Below are 18,896 nucleotides of genomic sequence, written 5' to 3' on the forward strand. Positions count from 1 at the left end.
TAACCCAAGGATTAAAACCTATGTTTGCTTCGAGTTATTCTAAAAATAAAGCTCCCATTAAAGAAGCTGTTGGTATTAGCTATGATGAGGAGCAACAAAAGACACCTGTAATTTCCTCTAAAGGAGAGGGTGCTATGGCTGAGGCCATTGTTGATATGGCCAATGAGCTGGGACTTTATGTCCATAGAGACGAGCAATTGCTCAATCAATTAAAGTGCCTTAAAGAGGGCGAGGAAATTCCTCGTGAATTATTTGAAGTTATCGCCCAGATTTTAGCTTTTAGCTACTTGCTACAAGGCAAGACTCCAAGTTCATGGACCAGAGCCGACGGTTCTCGGGCAATTAATATCAATGCTTAAAAAAAAGCCTTAGTCAATTAAGACTAAGGCTTTTTTCATTCAGCCGACCAACTCCCATGGGAGTTGGTAAGAATTAGAATATGCCTAATAGCTCGTCTTCAAAGGCATCAGCCTGACGCTCAACATTGTCAGAGCTCTTTTGAGTTGGTCTTGCTTGGCTATCTGGCTTTACTGGATCAATATCCTGAGCTTTTGAATCCTCAACTTTGCTATCTTGTAAAGCATTGATATTAGGCTTTGGCGCAAAATTATTAGTGCCTTGATAAGGGCCTTGAGCAAAGCCAGCATTAGAATTTGGTGTTGCTGGTTTATTACCAAAGCTTATATTTGGAGTACTATTGTTATTAACAGGCATAGCAGCGCCACCTGGGCCCATTTCTTGACCTTCATTGTATCCCTGAGGCACGCTTGGGACAGGCAATTGTCCTTGAGACTTATCCTCATAAGGATTATAAGGCTTGTACTCTGGAGGAGTATTTACATTTTCTGGCACGGCATAAGGCAATTCTTCATAGCCAGCCTCACCAAAATTATTACATTGTTTAATGTATTGGATTCTATCTTCACGAGCAGGGAAACGCTCCATACCAGGCTCTTCACAGCCGCTGGCTAGAACATTACCTTGCTTATCGAAATTAGCAAACACAATACCTTGAGGTCGCTTTAACTCTAATGAGTTTACGCCACGCTCTTGTAAATATGCTCCATATAAACGCATCGCACCAGTTGAGCCATACAAGCCAGTGGACTTGTTATTATCATAGCCTACCCACACAGTAGAGATTTCATCAGAATCAATACCTACAGCCCATGAGTCTCTAAAGTCGTTAGTGGTGCCAGTCTTGGAGGCTAAGGTTACGCCAGGGAACATTTGACCAATACGTCGACCAGTACCTGATCTAGTAGCCTCAGTCATACCATAAATAGCTAAATAGGTATCCTTTGGATCTAAAGTACGTGGCGAACGGTTGCCACCACGTTGATAGACAATTTCTCCATCCTTTTCAATGGTTCTTAAAGTAGTAAGATCGCGATATATGCCCTCTGTGGCCATACCTACATACATAGAGTTGAGCTCATAAGGGGTAATTTCAGGGGTACCTAACACTATAGAAGGATATAAAGGAATATCTCTCTTATAACCAGCTGCTTTTAAAGTGTTAATAACATTATCTAAACCAGCGCCCATACCAACACGTACTGTTGGCACGTTTAAGGAGCTAGCCATAGCTCTAATTACTCTAATTGGGCCTCTAAACTTCTTATCATCATTCTTTGGAGCCCAGATATCACCATTTGGTAACTTAACCTGTACAGGATTATCATTAACAATGGAGCCTAAATGATAACCCTGATGGAAGGCGGTTAAATAAACAAAAGGCTTAATTAAAGAACCTACCTGACGGCGAGAGTCCAATACTCGGTTATAACCATCATATTTTGGATTAGAAGAACCCACCACCGCAGACACCTCACCTGTACGCCAGGATGAGACAATCATAGCGGCCTCAAGATTCTTTAACTTACGCTCCTTTTCAATAGCCGCAATCTGCTCAGTTACAGCTTTCTCGGCTGACATTTGAGCCTGAGGATCAAGTGAGGTAAAGATACGAATACCATTACCTGATAAGAAGTCCTTACCTGTCTTTTCTTCCTCTTCCTTAAAACGCCAGCCAATTTCTGTCTTAACTAAGCCCATAAATGCTGGGGTTTTGTTGTAATTCATCTGACCACGAGGAATCACATTTAAAGGCTTTTGGGATAAGGTCTCAAAAGTTTCAGGAGAGATGTGGCCACGATTACGTAATACAGCTAATACGGTATTACGACGAGATAAAGCATTATCAGGATAACGCCATGGATCATAATAAGAAGGGCCTTTAATCAAACCTACTAATAGTGCGATTTGATCTAAAGACAGCTCACCAATAGGCACACCAAAGTAAAAATAGGAGGCTAAGCCAAAGCCATAGATGCCTGCATTACCATTTTGACCTAAATAGATCTCATTCATGTAGGCTTCTAAAATCTGCTCTTTGGTATAGCGATGGTTCATAGAAATAGCCATAAAAATTTCTTTCAATTTACGGCTATAGCTACGCTCATTAGTTAAGAAGTAATTTTTAACTAGCTGCTGAGTAATAGTACTACCACCCTCAACTACACGACCTGCCATAGTGTTTTTAACAAAGGCACGAACGATAGCAACAGGATTGATACCAAAGTGCTCAAAATAAGAGCGATCTTCAATTTCAACTAAAGTAGTTACTAATTGCTCTGGCACTTGATCCAAAGAAACAAAAATACGATCTTCTTGTGGATTAATACGATTAATACGATCTAAGAGCACAGGATCCATACGCAAGAAAGCAAGTTCTTGTAGGCTTTCTGCATTTAAAATACGATTAACACGCTTGCCCTCAAACTCTATCATAATAGACAAACGTGGCTCTTCACCATCAGGGAATTTAAATGGACGCTTAATTAAAACTACACGGCCTGTCTTTTTATTAACCGCATATTCACCAGGCTTGCGAGGGCTATCAACCTCACGATACTGTAAGAGCTTAAGCTCGTAGATCATTTGATCTAAAGAAAGTCTTTGGTCTGGATAAAGCTCCAATGGTCGTGAATAAACTACCGCAGGTAAAACCCACTTATCATCTACCTCATAGCCATCAATTACCATGGCATCAAAGTAAATAAAGAGAATAATACAAACGCCAATACCCACTACACCTAACTTAATAAATAAGTAGGTGGCAAAACGAAAGGTATTGATAAATCCCTGTAAAAAGCCAAGCTTAGGCAGTACACCTGCTTTACGGGCTTGTTTTTGGGCTTTGCGATATGCCTTTTCAGCCTGAACTCTTTCACGCCAACGGTATAAGAAATTACCCTCTACCTTGGAGCTATTTTCAAAGCGCTCTTTAGCATCCAAGTATTGTTGATAAATCTCTTTTTGATTAGCATCCCAATCTTGATCGGCAGCCATGGCCTCTGTGCCAGGCTCTACGCCAGGCTCATCTCCTGGCACTTTGCTAGGAGCTGTGCCCTGATTAGCTTGTGGCTCAACTTTGTGGCCAGCAGCTTTAAAGTTATCTGCTACTTGCTCTTGGGCTTGATCCTCTTTGCTTTGAGATGAGGAGGAAAATTTAAACTTACCCAATACCTTATCAAAAGCACTAGCAGAGTCATTGGCATTCACACTTGGCTCTGGCTCCTGCTGATTTAGTTGCTCTGGTGATTGATCTTGAGGTTTAGCATGGGACTGTGGAGCGTACTCAAAGACCTGTGATGGGCTATCCTTAGCACCATTATGGTTATTAAAGGCATGAGATGGCTTATGGCCATTGAAGTTTTGTTGTTGCTCATCATCAAGGGCACTAAAATTTACTGCACTAAAGGGTTGCTCTTGATTATTACCTTGATAAGAAGGTTGATTATGCAAATTAGGAACATCACCAAAGGTAGGCTCTAATCTCTCATTAGTACCAGAACCATTCTGGCCATTATGCTTATCTTGCATGTCCTTTTTCCCTTCTTAATTCCCAAAAGCCCAGATCAACACAAAACCATAATCTTTAGCTCAAAACTTTAGGCCTTAGCCTTTAGGCTGTAGGCCTTAGCCATTAGGCCTTAGGGTTAAGCCTCAAGCTTAGAGATCAAAATTTCGCTAGATTATACCAAAGGCAGACTAAACTCACTGCACAAACAACATTAATTAGTAAGAAAGTCCCTTACTATCTTAGAGTGCCAAAGCTTGTTTTTGTTCCATATTGGAGCTTTAGAGCATAAGTTTTATAGGCACTGTGATTTTTAACTACTGGTAGGTAACTTAGAGCTTAAAATTTTTTGATCTATATCTTATTATGGAAAATAAGCGCAAAAATTCTATAAATTTGCGCTTATTATATAAAGACTATGCATGTCTTTTATAAGATATGTAGGTTTTACCTCTTAGGGTTGGTATTAGATATACTACCTTAATAGAGAGATGCTGCGCATTTCTGACGTGGCATTTCTAGAACTGCTGTTAGCTAACAGTAAGTATTTAGCGTACCTATAGGATAAGCCTTTGGGCATGAACTATATATCCTAAAATTGTTTTACAAGATTACCTCCTCTTGTGTGAACAACGCTAATCAAGGTAAGACCAAAAAACGTAGTGAACACTTAACTACGTTTGGAGGTGATTTTATAAGTTTTTTCTTGCCATAAGCCCAAGGCTTGCTCTTTTATAAGAAAAAAGCCGTCATGGCTTGTAGTTAAGGGTTATTTACCTTTAATTACGTCGTATGAAGCACATGTATTTCTTATGGCCTAGTGGTTTAATGTTTTGATAAACAAAACCTAGGATCTAACTTTAATTTCATCCCAACTCTGGTTTGGCAATCCAATGCCCCAACTGGAGTATAAACACCTGCTTATTTTTATAAGCGATAATTACTGACCTCATACAGTCAGTAATTGTCCCCTACGCATGTTCCCTGTAGTTCGGGCTTGCTTATGCGTGAATATTAAATTTTTTACATTTTCCTATTTCCTCTAAATGGTAAAAGACCATAACTACCTATGTTTTGGCTCTTCTACCAGGTTAGCTAGGTGTTTTGGCATTAGCCTTTAATGCTGAAGCGTTTAGACATTGGGGTTATAAGCCTACATCGATGATACATACTGACCGACTAGTATGCTAGATGTTTTAGGCTAGGATATTCACGCCCATCTAAATGAAATCATTAATTCTTTTTACGGCTTGATCTGTATTAACCCTCGTTAGTTGCTGAATTTGGATTTAAGCAGCAGCTAAAAAGACTTAGTAGTTTGTTGCTTTATAAACTTGTTGATCAGTCTATTAGCAATTACTTTGTTTTTTTATATATAGCAAGTACAGCACCAACACTACTACATTGTTAAATGCTTTTATTGGTACCACCCAATATGCTCTTTAAGGGCGTATTTGTCTCTTGTCTGCAAATATATCTTGGGTGGTGCTGCAGAGAATTACTATGGATAAAGAACAAAATCCAAACGATATTCTATCTGGCTATATGTTTTGGCGCTTACCTAATTTCGAAGCAATGAGAAATCCAGAACAATTTGCCAAATCTATTCGTTTTGCACTTAATAAGTACAAATCTCTGTACCCTGATTTTTTTGCTGATAGTTCCAATAATGTAATCTATCCTTATGAGGATATTACCAAAAAGTTCTTATTCTACTTTTTCTTATATAGTGTCAATGAACCTGTTGATTGCTTTATCAGCAACATTAGCAACAGTGAAAATGATACTTCACGATTTTTTTGTATCAGGATCCCATCTCATCCTGTCTTTCACCTTTTGCCTAATAATACAGCCCTAACTGTAGTTGGGTGCTTTAACCAAAATTCTGATACCCCATTTTTTAGACCATATAGAGCCTCTATTTCTTTTGGTCAAAATAGTGCTGCTCCCTATGAGAAACAGGCTAAAATTACTTTTTGTTTTTTGGAAAACAATGATTTTCCACCAAAATATGGCGATAAATATCTGCACAACTGCCTAAATGACCCAATTTTTACCAAGTTGCCTGCTTATGTCTTAGAAAGCTCTAAACGTTTTTCAGATTGGAGCAACTTTCTTGACTTTAAGGAGAATCTGGTCAAACAAAAGAGCAAAGGCTTAAGATACCTATCTTGGACATACAATCAGGATTCAGGTAATTTAGAGTTTCTCATTGTTAGCCCTGATGTGAGCTATTTAAAGCAAACTATAGCCACTATGAATAGGCAAAATCTTCATGCCTTTAAACTTAGTGTGTCCACTGACAGCTTCATTTTTTCCTTACCTCAACCTAATGGCAGGGACAATGAAAGAATTACTGCCTCCTTTGCTGATTTAGGTCAACTTGCATCTAAAGGTCTTGAGATCTATGAGGCAAATAATCCTAACAACAATCAGCAGCAAATTAAGGATTTAATAAAAGAGCTTGATGTTTCAGGCTCTAAGATTAACTTTAATCAAGCTTCTTTTGCGCTCTTAAAGATTGAACCTTCTGAGAAGCTTGCTTATTTAATTAGTCAGATTGAATTTGACCCTGAGTCTCAAGACTATATTGATGAGTTTAAGGAAATATTTAAGACCCTTCCTTATCAGGGTTTTCTTGCTATTTCCTTAATAGGTGATTTGGCTTTAATCTCTCGACATCGTCGTGCGTTAAACAATCTTTTTTCCAACGAAAATTGCTACTCACCTTATTTGTCATCATATTTGTTTAATATTAAGTCTGCCCAAGTTCCTGAGTCTTTAGAGCAGGTCGATCATTGGTTTAATGAGGATCTTAATGAGAACCAAAAACTAGCTGTTCTCAAGATGCTCTCTGCCCCTAATATTGCTCTGGTTCAAGGCCCTCCAGGCACAGGCAAAACCACAGTCATTGCAGAGGCTTGCTTACAATTTGCAGAGCGTAATCATCGCATTTTACTTGCAAGCCAATCTCATGATGCTTTAGATAATGCTTTATCCCGAATCAAAAACCACCCTCAACTAAGAGCAATACGCCTAGCTAATGATGAAAGCCGTATTACTGATGGAGGCAAGGCTTTTACGGGAGCAGCTGTTCTTGCTAAACAATATACTGCTCTAAAAAGCTTCGTTGGCCAAAAGTATTTAAATCGTAAAACTCAGCTAGAAACTGGTATTGACGAGCTTAATACTTGGATTAATGAAACTGCCTTTTTAATCGATGATTTTTCTATCATCGATAAGCAAATAGCTGCTGCTCAAGAGCAAATGGCTGTTAATTCTCAGCATCTAAAAACCTTAGAGCAAGAGCAAAGACAAGAGCGTTTTTTAGACTTGAAGCTCAACGAGCAAAGTAAGATTGCTCAATTTTTAGACCAAGCAATTAATAATTGTCAGAACATCATTAACTACCAAAATATTGATCTGCAATTGTTGCTCCTTGAGCCCCAGTCTTCCTTTAACTTGGTTAATCTTTCTTTATCCGATCAACCTTGGTTTGACCATTTAGCAACTAATTTATTAGAACTTAAGAGCTTAAAGATAACGATTAATTGTTCATCAGAGCAATTTACTCTTTCTAAAAGCACCCAAGAAGAAGAGTTTCTTAAGCTCTATAGCATAGTGACCAATGTTAATCTTGCCTTTGCAAATATGGTCATTGATTTGAAAAACCTACAGCTTGATAGCGCTGCAACCGACTCAGACAAGAGCGACCTCTTAAGCAAAATTAAAGAGCTTGATGAACAACTAGCAGCTTTGAAAACTGAGTTGCTACAAGGCCAAGAGTTAAGCGAAGTAAAAATTGCTCAACTACAAAAACTAGTATCTGAGCGTAATCAATTAACCCTTAGTAGCAACTCTAAGAGCTCTGATGACAAATTTAGGTTTGATGATTACAGCTTATTTACTGACTATGATGAGCTCTTATCCACTCAAGATAAGCTAAAGGCTCAAGCATGGCTTACTGATCATATGCAAAGCATTATTACTTTTAATGAAAGTTTGCTTATATCCCTAAAGCAAGCTCAGCAAAGCTGTCTTGAAACTATGAGCAACTATCAGTCTCAAGTAAACGAGCTGAAAAATAATAGTACAGCTATTGCTCAGGTTAACGCCTTAATTAAGAGCGCTAAAGATCATATCAATGATTTGCAAAACCAAGTTGCCCTCAGACTTCATGGTCAAGTTGACAGCATCATCAAGCTCAGACAACTGCTAGTAAAACTAGCAGCCAATACTAATAAGCCCTATCAGTCTCTCACTTTTAAAGAGCAAAGAGAGCTTTTAGCTAATTTAGACCTTGAGCCTACCACCAAACAAGTTCTAACCGACCTAACGGTACAAAAAGACAAGCTTACCAATAAGTCTTATTGTGTTCTTATGAGCCAAAATCAGACTTATGAACTTGATTTAGCTATGATTCAAAACTTATTAGTGGAAAATCGTCGCTTCTTAGAACATTTACAACAAGAAGTTAATCAAGTTTGCAATCAAGCTAATGGTCTTGTTCCTTTATATGAGCATTGGGATAAAATCTTGTCCTCACCTATTAAAAGTGCTTTATCAGACTGGGAGCTGTTAAACGATACTTATCTTGCCAGTTGCAATCTCGTAGCTATTTCTTGCAATGAAAATGAGCGCACTTTGAACAAAAATAATTTTGACGGCTTTGATGTGGTAATTATCGATGAGGTTTCTAAAGCTACTCCTTTAGAAATGTTGCTACCTTTGATGAGAGCCCCTAAGGCCATTTTAGTAGGCGATCATAGGCAGCTGCCTCCAATTTTTAATGAGGCTGATGGTATTAGCTTAGCTGATTCTCTTGATGATAATAATGATGAGGATGATGATGATACTGCAGTTAACCAATCAAATTTACTAAAGTATGAACGCATGGTTACAGCAAGCTTGTTTAAAGAATTGTTTGAACAAGCTCCTGATATACTACGTCAACGCTTGGATATTCAATTTCGCATGCATCCAAGTATTATGAGCATGATCAACTTCTTCTATAATGGAGAACTCAAGTGCGGTAATCCTGAGCTTAAGCGTGAGCATAAGCTAAACTTTACCAGTCCTAGCGGCCATGTTTTCTTAAGTCCTAACGATCATGTATTATGGGTTGATACTTACTTAGACACCCAAAATCAACCATACTCCATTCCTACAGATCGCAATATTAATGTAGTTGAAGCCCAACTTATCGCCCGCACTTTAGTGGATATTGATAATCAATGTGAAAGTGCAGGTTATGGCCCCTACAATAAGCTTAAGATAGGTGTTGTATCTTTTTACCAGCCTCAGTGTCGCACTATTCGCCAAGAAATCGCCAAACTTCTTAAGCGACACAACAATTGGTTTCAAAATATTGATGTTGAAATCAATACTGTAATCCGCTACCAAGGCAAAGAAAAGCCTGTAGTTATCTTAAGCCTCGTTAAAAACAACGGTAAGTCCCCTGACCAAGTCCTCAAAAAGAGCAAAGCCAATATTGCTCGTTTTGAGTTTATTAATGTTGCAATGAGCCGAGCCCAAAATCTTCTTATCATTTTTGGTGCTAGCAATATGCTCAAAAACCGTGAAGTCTTCTTACCTCAAATGGATAGCTCTGCCTATCAAATCAAAAAGGTCTACAAAAGCATGTTCGACTATTTAGAGTTAACTGCTAAGGATGGTCATATGACAACTTGCGCTGAGTTTAACCATGCTTTATCCATCCCTATTATTAATATTGCCAAGGCTTCAGGTAAAGCTAAGGCTAAGTCCGATGGCAAGGCCAATGCCAATGCCAAGGCCGATGGCAAGGCTTCTGGCAAAGCTAAGGCCAAGGCCAATGGCAAGGCCAAGAAATAGGAGGTTCATATGAGCGTTCATAAACTATTACAAGCTAAGATTACCTCTGAAGCTCTACAGTACATGATTAGCTATAAGTACTATAAAGTACGTAAGCTTACAGTATACGAAGAACTGATACTGTCTTTGTACAGTGAGCTTTTCTCACAGTTCAAGGATCACTGTCTTTATCAGCTTACTAATGAGCTTAGTATTGATAGTAGCTTTATTAAAAAGTCTCTTAGTGATTTGGTAGAGCATAATTCACTCAACTCCAATACTAGCGACTATTTAAGCAATGATGAGTTGAAAGTCAGTGATCTTAGTATTACTAATGAGGGCAAAAAGTTTTACCTGGAAAAACTTGTACCAGGCAAAATGTTAAGCAAAGACCTTACTATGTTCTATAGCCCTATTTTCTCTGGCTTTATGATCGAGTCTGATATTAAGAAATACCAGGAAGTTCTTGAGAGTAATCAGGTCTTAGGTATTAGTTGGACTAAAGCATTACCCAAAGAGCTTAAGCTTAACAATGAGCAGTTAAACTCAATGGCTCAACAACATCTTGTCAGTTGCAGCTGGTTCACTCAAGACTGCAAGTTAAGTCCTAATGGCATTAATTGCGTAAAACAAAATGGTGAACAATATAAGATTGGCATATGGTTTAGCATTAGTGTTGATGAGCAGTGTCATTTACAATTAAACAGCACTACTCCTAGTGTACAAGGTTTCTTTGAACGAACTGAGCCTACATTAGTGCTTAATCATATCCTTAGACCTTTATTTAATACTCTCAATATTAATGAAGTGTCTAATCAAGAAGGCCAGCCGCAAGTTAATGAGCACAATCTCTTTAATGAGCCTAACCTAAAATTAGAGTCGATTGAGCATGTTAATAATGATTTCATTGAACCTAATCGCAGCATCAGAAAACTTTTCTCCCCCAACAATAGTGTTGTGCTGTTAATAAGTTTTGACACTTATATGGCTCTTACTGGCCATGCTAACGACATTAATGAGGTAAGTCCTAACTTGCTTAAGTTTATTAAGTCTTTGCAAGCTAAGTACTCTTCTTTACCTTATGTAATTGCTGTTTTATGCCCTAATGATACTGAGCAAGCTGAGCAAAACCACAAAGCTTATGAACATATCAAAAGCTTAGAAAAAAACTTTAATAAAGAGTTTTTAGGCTGGATATTTTTAAGCCAAGCAAGCTTTGTTGAAAACAGCGCAGCCCTATCAGGACAATTTGTCTCTATTGTTAAAAGACTTAACAATAGCCTCTTAATACTTAACCAGCAAAAACGAAGGGCGCTAATGCTTAAGATCAGTAGTTTAAACTGCACTTATGACGATGCTTCTTTTCTTATGCCTGTTTATGCTCAATATGAAGCACCTTATTATGATATTAGGCAGATGCTAAAACAGCCTGATAGTAAGCTCAATATTGCTCAGGCTATAGCTTATAGCAACTTATTTGATCTTAATGATTTAGCCAATAAGTTAGCACCAGTGAACACTCAAGACTTAGCTCTACTAGCTAAGGCCACCAAACGTAAGTTGCCTAATGTTGTATTAGATAATGTCGTTCCTATTGCCTCTCCTGAAGAGCTATTGCCGCTAAACTCCATATTGCAGGATCAAGCTTTTAGTTTGTCTAATTGCACCCCTGAGTTTCAGCAACAATTGCTCGATAATATCCTAGTTCCAGACAATAAGTTTGCCTTAATACAGCAATTTAAGATTAAAGAGCTAGGCTTTTTGCAAGATATTAATGAGTTTTTGGCTAAATTTAACCCTAAAAACATTAATCTTGAGTTATTAAACACTAAGATTATTGACCAGCTTAAACACGTAGCCTCAAGCATCATGGAGCTACAAGAACGTTTTAGCCATCTTGATCTTAGTCTGTTCAATGATTTAGTCATGCAGGCACAAACTGTTTATTCAGAGATATTTGCCACTTTTGCGCCTATAACTCCTGAACAAAAATATGCAGTCTTTGATACTAATTATGTAATTAATCATTCTCAGGAGCTTAAAGCCTTGAGTATCGATCGTACTGTCATTATTCCTAATACTGTGATTTTAGAGCTTGATAAGCTTAAGAGTAGTTCTTATGGCACTGATAAGGCTGAATTTTTATTAAAAGTCCGTAGCGCCATTGCTGCTCTTGATAATCTTGCCTCAGATAAAACCATTGAAAACTTTAGACCTAACCTAATCAATCTTGTTGTTACCGACAACCAAATTAACAATGATGACAAGATTATTTGTGTTGCTTTGCGCTATTGCTTTAATGATGTAGTTTTTTACTCAGAAGATCGCAATTGCAATATGAAGGCCGAACAATTAGGGATAACTACTGTTAATAATATCTCTATGTAGAGGTCTATTTTATTTATAGTGACGAGGAAGAGCTTTTGATGCATGGTCGTTAGCTCTTCCTGATTGCTACCTAACAAACAAGCGGACTATAACTATTATGAGCAATTATGTGTCTGTTGATATCTCTTTGAGCAATAGTATTGATTCTGTAATTTCTAATAATGAGCTTAACCTTAAAAAATGCGAAGCTCTGCTGAGCATGGCCCAAAGGAATATTGGAGCTTCCTTAGTACAAGAGCGCATTAACTTAGGGGAGCGGATTATTCAAAATTTCCGTCAGGCTAATAATAAAGAGCAAGCTCGAGATATTTCTTCTCAAATATTGGAGTATTTAGGAGAATGCCGCACTATAGTCAAGGCATCCTTGCAAGAGACCCCTTTGGTAAAGACTAAAGAGTTTGCCCTTGAAGAAATTGAGGCCCAACGATTAGCTATTTCTAACTTTATTAAAGATGTTCTTTCTACATGGAATAATTCTAGAGCTTATAATCTAGCCCTGGTACATATTGCTGAGATTAAAGAACAAGCACTAGAAAAATCTTGGTCTAAAGAGCAAATAAGCCAAGCTTTACAAGAACTCTATAGCAAGCTTGAGCAACATATTGCCGCTCATGACCACCATAGCTTATGCCATAGCTCTACCACACCACAAGATCATAAAGACATCGATCCTTATGAAGACCACGAGCTAATTGAGCCTGATTTAAAAGACGAGGAAAGTCGCAAGCACATTGTCAAAGCTATTTTCCACTCCCTTAATAAGGCTGGCTTTATTGTAGCCAAGCCTATAAAAAAATTGCTTGATGATGGCAGTGATATTGTGCTGATTCAAGCAGCCCGTGCTTGTGGTAACAAAGCTGAATTTGAAGTTAAGCTCAATGGTAAACTTACTTATAAGTTTGATCATTACTCTGGCCAAAGCTGCCAGAAGGACATTGATCAAGTAATACCAAAACTGACTGAAATTTATGGTATTAAACTTAGTAATAAGAAAGTTTTATGGTCAAACCCTGATGATGAGTCAGCAACCTCTCGACCTTTATCACCATTAACTCGCTCGTTAAATAAATAATGTCTATCGAGGCTAACAGCCGTTCTAAGCTTAACAGCATAAGAATTTATTAGGATCACTATGAGTAATTACATTAGTTCTTGGCTAGAAAATTTTGAGCGCCAAGCCATGATTAGGCGAGCTTTGCTGATCAATGGCAATATTATTGATTTGTCTTTTTCCCGATCTGCCCGCATCTTACCTGTTAATAAAATTATCGAAGATAGCTTACGAGCTCTAGGTTTTAGGGAAGTAATCTTTTTTTCGAGCATTAGTGGCATTAAAGGCATATCAGAACAAGACTTTAAACAACTAATGGCTTCACAAATGACCTTTGAACAAGGTCAGGATTATGATTTTGAAGACTATAAGGATAGTGACTACGAGCTAGAAGTAGCTCAAGAAGCCGCCACCTCCATTAGTGTTCAGGACTTTTTTGCGACTATAGAAAAGGTACTTACTGATCCTTTGGACACCAAAAAGATTGCTTTTATTGTTGACTGGTCTAATTATTTATTTGGACAAGTAAATGCTTTAAGCGAAATGGAGCGCTCCTATTTACAACGTATCGCTCAATCGCTAAGAGATACTGTTCCTTCTCAAACCCCTCAACAAATGAGAGAGCCTCAAAGCATAGTGATCTTTTTGTGCCAAGGAAATAGCTCTATTCCGCCTATTCTTTTTGTTGACAACCCTTTGTGTGCCCATATCTCTATTCCTAAGCCATCCATTAAAGAAAGAGAAGCGGCCATCATGGCGCAGGCAAGCAATTTTATTACTAAAGACCTAATTAGCGCTAAAAGTAAATCTTTTGCAGAGTTAGTTACCCTTACTGATGCCCTTACTCTTAGAGATTTAAACAACTTAGCCCGCCTCTCTCGTCAACAAGATGAAATTTTAGATATTTCAAGTTTAGTGTCCTTATATCGTTATGGCACCAAGGAATCCCCTTGGGAACAACTTAACTATCAAAGAATTAAGTCGGCTAAACAAACCTTACAAAAGAGAGTCAAAGGACAAGATCAAGCCATTGAGGCTGTTAATAAGGTGCTGATTAGAGCTTATACTGGACTTTCAGGACTACAGCATTCCTCTAAATCTCGTACCCCTAAAGGCGCTTTATTTTTTGTAGGCCCTACAGGTGTAGGTAAAACAGAATTAGCAAAATCCTTAGCTCAATTCCTATTTGGCGATGAGGATGCTTGTATTCGCTTTGACATGTCTGAGTTTAACCATGAGCATGCTGATCAGCGTCTCATAGGCGCACCTCCAGGCTATGTAGGCTACGAAGAAGGCGGACAACTAACTAATGCCGTTAAAGCCAAGCCTTTTTCCCTCTTATTATTCGATGAGATTGAAAAAGCTCATCCTCGTATTTTGGACAAATTCTTACAAATTCTTGAGGATGGTCGTCTTACTGATGGCAAAGGAGAAACTATTTCCTTTGCTGACACCTTTATTGTATTTACCTCTAATATTGGTGCTTCTTATATTAAGCCTGACAATAATGATTTAGTGGCCAGTCAATTTAAAGAAGCAGTACAAAATCACTTTACTAAAGTGCTCAATAGGCCTGAACTATTAGGCCGTATTGGTGATGCCAATATCATCCCATTTAACTTTATGACCGACGTTTCTATACTAAAAGAAATCGCCCGCTCCAAGCTATTACCGCTCAAAGAGCGCCTTAAAGATAAATGGGGCATTATTGATATGAAGTTTGTCTCTGAGGATCAAGCACTAGAGGCTATTATTAAACAAATGGATGTTCATAATGGTGGTCGTGGTGTACTCAATGCCATGATCAAATTTCTCTTTGACCCTTTAAGTGAGTTTCTCTTTGAAAATACCGAGCATCCTGAACTAATCAAGGGTCATAGCATTAGTATTATTAATATTGAACATCACTTTACCTTTTTACTTGAGTAGGAGCTAGATATGGGATGGCTCAACCTTGCTCATTTTATTGACTGTAGTGAGGCCGAAGGCCCTGGCAAGCGCTTTGTAATTTGGGTGCAAGGCTGTTTAATGAACTGCCCTAAATGCTGCAATCAAGATATGCTGCCTATTAAGCCTGCAAATATTATGAGCACCGATGAAGTCATTGCTCTCATTAATCAGGCTTATAAGCAACATCATATTGAGGGCATTACCTTATTAGGAGGTGAGCCCTTTTTACAAGCCAAAGGCTTAGTTATCGTGGCCAAGGCTTGTAAAGATTTAGGGTTAAGCGTGATGTGTTTTACTGGCTACACTTATGAAAGCTTATTAAGCACCAAGACTATAGATGGTGCTCAAGAGTTGTTAGCTTATATTGATGTTTTAGTCGATGGGCCTTTTAAAGAAAACTTGCCAGAGGATAAACGTAATTGGGTGGGCTCTACTAATCAAAGATTTATTTATCTTAGCAATTGTTATAATTCCTCTATAGAGCACCAACCAACCATGACCCAAGAGTGGCGTATTGATCTTAATGGATCAATTAAGATCAATGGCACTCCTTATCTTATGCACTTTACTAGTGAAAACACACCATAAACGATCACACCGCCTGGCTGCCAGGCAGCCAGGCTGCCAAGCAGACAGGCAGCCATGCTGTATAGCTGCCTGGCTGTTTGGCTCTCTGGAGCCAGTCTATCTGCCCTCCACAAAGCCTAGCAGGCTAGCTGTCTAGCAACTCTCATTTGCTAGGATCTTAGCTGTAAAAAAAGCTAATAAATTTTTCCACTGATCCATTATTGTGAAAATGCATTTATCTTTCTTTTTATGTGTTATCTATTTATTAGCGATTATCCTTATTCATAGGCCAATAGTGACAAGAAAAACCCCTTATTTTTGGGTAAAAACGAGAACTTAAGCATATTGTAATTTTCAATTTGGTTAACTTTCTCACAGCGTAACGATTTTTTACTTGCCACTATATAGCAATTTATGGATAATGCAGGGCTTAAATTATAGTCGTACCTTAAAATAAGGCTGGAACAAGCTTTTTACACGATTTGTTAAGTTACTTTTTTCTAAGGAGTGATTGCTCTTTAGTGCTTATTAATTAGAGCCAGAAAAAACTTAATCAGGGTTTAACCTAAAGTACACTTTTTAACTGGCTAGACATGCTAATATGTCTTGATTTGCTAAACATAATTGGCACAGATTTGTTAATAATCACTTACTAAATATCTAAGAGCTTAAAGCTTTATGATATTTACAAGTTAATAAGGAAATGAGTTATGAGTAACCTTACCCAGGAAGATTTAGACTCCATGTCCCCACTTGCGATTGCAGGTGTTAAGCCATACGTTGAGAAAGATGGCGAAGAGTACATGAATGATGCTCAAAAAGAGCACTTCCGCAAAATTTTAACTGCTTGGCGTGACCAGCTTCGCTCTGAGGTAGATCGTACTGTAGGTCACATGAAGAATGAGGCTGCTAACTTCCCAGATCCTGTAGATCGTGCCTCTCAAGAAGAAGAGTTTGCTTTAGAGTTACGTGCCCGTGATCGTGAGCGTAAGCTTATCAAGAAGATTGAAAAGACCTTACGTAAGCTTGATGACGACGAGTTTGGCTTCTGTGAGCAATGCGGTATTGAAATTGGCATTAAGCGCCTTGAGGCCCGTCCAACTGCCGATCTTTGCGTTGACTGCAAGTCCTTAGCTGAAATCAAAGAAAAGCAATACGGTGATTAGTAACTAATCACTAACTAATAGCCGCAAGACTAATCTTGCCTCATATACTCAGGCGCACTTTAAGAAAGTGCGCTTGGGTATAAGACCTGCCTGCGCTCAGCATCGCACTCTTAATCTCCCTATCCCCTATCTCTTAAACAATAGCTACTCTTAATAGCCCACTATCTCCTCCTATACCTCACTATCCGTAACAGGTCATGCCCCCATACCTAACATTCATGATAAGCACGGCTTTCCTCTATAAGCTTATTAGGCAAGCAAGCTTTGCGCAGCAAAGCAAGTTTTGCACAGCATAGCCCATTGGGTTTGGCAAAGCCTATGGGCACAGCAAAGCCCAACGGGCTTGGCTGTAGCCTATTGGGCAGTGCAGGGCCCGTGTGGCTTGGCTGTGGCCTATTGGGCTGGAGGTAAGGGGAAGGGCGAAGCTTGTTTTAGTCGAAGAGCTAAGCTTTTGTTAAAATTAGAAGGTCTCATTTTGGATTTTGGTGAATATTATGGCTTATTGTGGACGCTTTGCGCCATCACCTAGTGGTCGTTTGCATTGGGGATCATTAGTTTCTGGTTATGCCTCTTATTTTAGAGCTAAAAGTCAACAAGGTAGATTTATTGTCCGTATTGAGGACTTAGATTTTCCTCGTTGCCCCAAAGAAAATACCCCTATTGTCCTAGAGGAACTTGAGTTACTTGGCATTAAAAGTGACTGTAGCCCTATTATTCAATCAGAGCAATTGAGTAACTACCAAGAACTACTCTCTAAGCTTATTGATAGTAAACAAGCCTACTATTGCACATGTAGCCGAGCCCAAATGAAAATGCGTCCTTGCTCTTGTCATGACAAGACTATACAAGAGCAAATTGCCAAGGGGCCACTTGATCATGTGGCTATTAGAATTGATCTTAGCCCTTATCTTACCCATCATAAGAGCTTTATTGATGGCAATTTAGGGCTCATTGAGCAAGCAACCTTAGACCATGAGCTAGCCCATAGTTTGGTCTTAAAACGTGCTGATAACATTATTGCCTACAATTTAGCAGTAGTACTTGATGACCATGATGAGCACATTAGTGAGGTGGTACGTGGCGCTGATATGCTTGATGCTACCTTTTTACAACTTTGTCTTTATGAGATCTTAGGCTATCAAGCACCAAGCTTTTTCCATGTGCCTTTAATAGTAGATCACAGTGGCAATAAACTATCCAAGCAAAATAAAGCCCCTGCTGTATTAGTAACTAATGCTCCTCATCAGGCCTTAGCCCATACCTATCAGCTATTAGGTCAAAGTGACATTAAAAACGACTGCCACTATGTCACGCTCAATAAGCTCTATCAAGAACTAAGTGAACTTATTTCTACTAAGCTATCCCTGCTTAAAGGCAGCACCTCAGCCTTAGATAAAAAAATACTCACTCTTCATCTTTGTGAGCCAGTTAATGCCCTACTAAGTTATGGCTACTCTTGCCTTGACCAAATAGCCGCTGGGGGAAGTCTGAGCGCAGAAGCAGGCACGAGCCTGAGCGCAGGCGAGGGCAAGGGCCATAGCGCTGACAAGAGCCAGAGCGCAGGCGTGAGCGTGCGCCAGGGCGAGGGCGAGGGCGCAAGCCTAAGCACAAGCGATAGCTTGGGCTTAGACTTGGGCTTGGGCGAATACATTTTAGGGGCGCATTATCTTGAGCCTAAGATTTTAGGCTCTGGACTTATTAAGATGTTGGGGATTAATAGCAAGGATTACTTAACTATTATTAGCGAATATCGCTCTACTATGGATAAGCTTTTACAAACTCTTTGTGATAGCTTTAAAGAACAAAACATGCCGCATTGTGCGATTGTGATATAATGCGGCTGAATTTAGTATTGCAGCATTATTTTAAGGCTGTAGTACTTGGCGAATTAAGCTGAGCTTAGTTTAAGTTTAAATTAAGCCATGAGCTCTTATCTTATTGTTTTATTAACTAAGCTCTAAGCGCTCAAATTAGATGAATTACACTTTTTGTCTTAGTTTTACACTACATAAGGTAAATCTAAAAGGTAAATTACGTACCATACTTTAAAGTACGAGCTGATCTCTTTATAGATTGA

Annotated in this window: 9 protein-coding genes; 8 read left to right on the top strand and 1 reads right to left on the bottom strand. The window is 38.7% G+C overall.

The features are described from left to right. Positions 1-20: 20 nt before the first annotated feature. A complete protein-coding gene (locus MXE38_RS04800) occupies positions 21-359 on the top strand; it encodes an EscU/YscU/HrcU family type III secretion system export apparatus switch protein (RefSeq protein ID WP_246912715.1) in 339 nt (112 codons plus the stop codon). 73 nt (positions 360-432) lie between these two features. On the opposite strand, the gene mrcB is transcribed toward MXE38_RS04800, so the two are convergent. Beyond that, a complete protein-coding gene (gene mrcB / locus MXE38_RS04805; protein ID WP_246912717.1) occupies positions 433-3,888 on the bottom strand; it encodes a penicillin-binding protein 1B in 3,456 nt (1,151 codons plus the stop codon). Positions 3,889-5,368: 1,480 nt separating this feature from the next. On the opposite strand from mrcB, the gene MXE38_RS04810 reads away from it, so the two are divergent. The 7 genes from MXE38_RS04810 (at position 5,369) to gluQRS (ending at position 18,654) form a co-directional block, all read left to right on the top strand. After that, entirely contained in the window at positions 5,369-9,718 is a 4,350-nt protein-coding gene (locus tag MXE38_RS04810; protein ID WP_246912719.1) for an AAA domain-containing protein, read from the top strand. A gap of 9 nt (positions 9,719-9,727) precedes the next feature. Further along, complete coding sequence (locus tag MXE38_RS04815) at positions 9,728-12,085, top strand: PIN domain-containing protein (protein WP_246912720.1); 2,358 nt, start codon at positions 9,728-9,730, stop codon at positions 12,083-12,085. A 97-nt stretch (positions 12,086-12,182) separates the two neighbouring features. Next, a complete protein-coding gene (locus MXE38_RS04820; protein ID WP_246912729.1) occupies positions 12,183-13,157 on the top strand; it encodes a hypothetical protein in 975 nt (324 codons plus the stop codon). 60 nt (positions 13,158-13,217) lie between these two features. Beyond that, entirely contained in the window at positions 13,218-15,065 is a 1,848-nt protein-coding gene (locus MXE38_RS04825) for an AAA family ATPase (protein WP_246912739.1), read from the top strand. A gap of 9 nt (positions 15,066-15,074) precedes the next feature. After that, positions 15,075-15,674 carry a 4Fe-4S single cluster domain-containing protein gene (locus MXE38_RS04830; protein ID WP_246912742.1) on the top strand — a complete coding sequence of 200 codons (600 nt, stop codon included), beginning with the start codon at positions 15,075-15,077 and terminating at the stop codon, positions 15,672-15,674. A 689-nt stretch (positions 15,675-16,363) separates the two neighbouring features. Continuing rightward, the gene (gene dksA / locus MXE38_RS04835; protein WP_246912746.1) at positions 16,364-16,819 is read left to right on the top strand and encodes an RNA polymerase-binding protein DksA; all 456 of its coding nucleotides are present in this window, start codon (positions 16,364-16,366) and stop codon (positions 16,817-16,819) included. Between the two features lie 494 nt (positions 16,820-17,313). Further along, positions 17,314-18,654 carry a tRNA glutamyl-Q(34) synthetase GluQRS gene (gene gluQRS, locus MXE38_RS04840; RefSeq protein WP_246912748.1) on the top strand — a complete coding sequence of 447 codons (1,341 nt, stop codon included), beginning with the start codon at positions 17,314-17,316 and terminating at the stop codon, positions 18,652-18,654. The last annotated feature ends 242 nt before the right edge of the window (positions 18,655-18,896 follow it).

The sequence above is a fragment of the Anaerobiospirillum sp. NML120448 genome, assembly GCF_023050945.1.
Taxonomy (GTDB): domain Bacteria; phylum Pseudomonadota; class Gammaproteobacteria; order Enterobacterales; family Succinivibrionaceae; genus Anaerobiospirillum.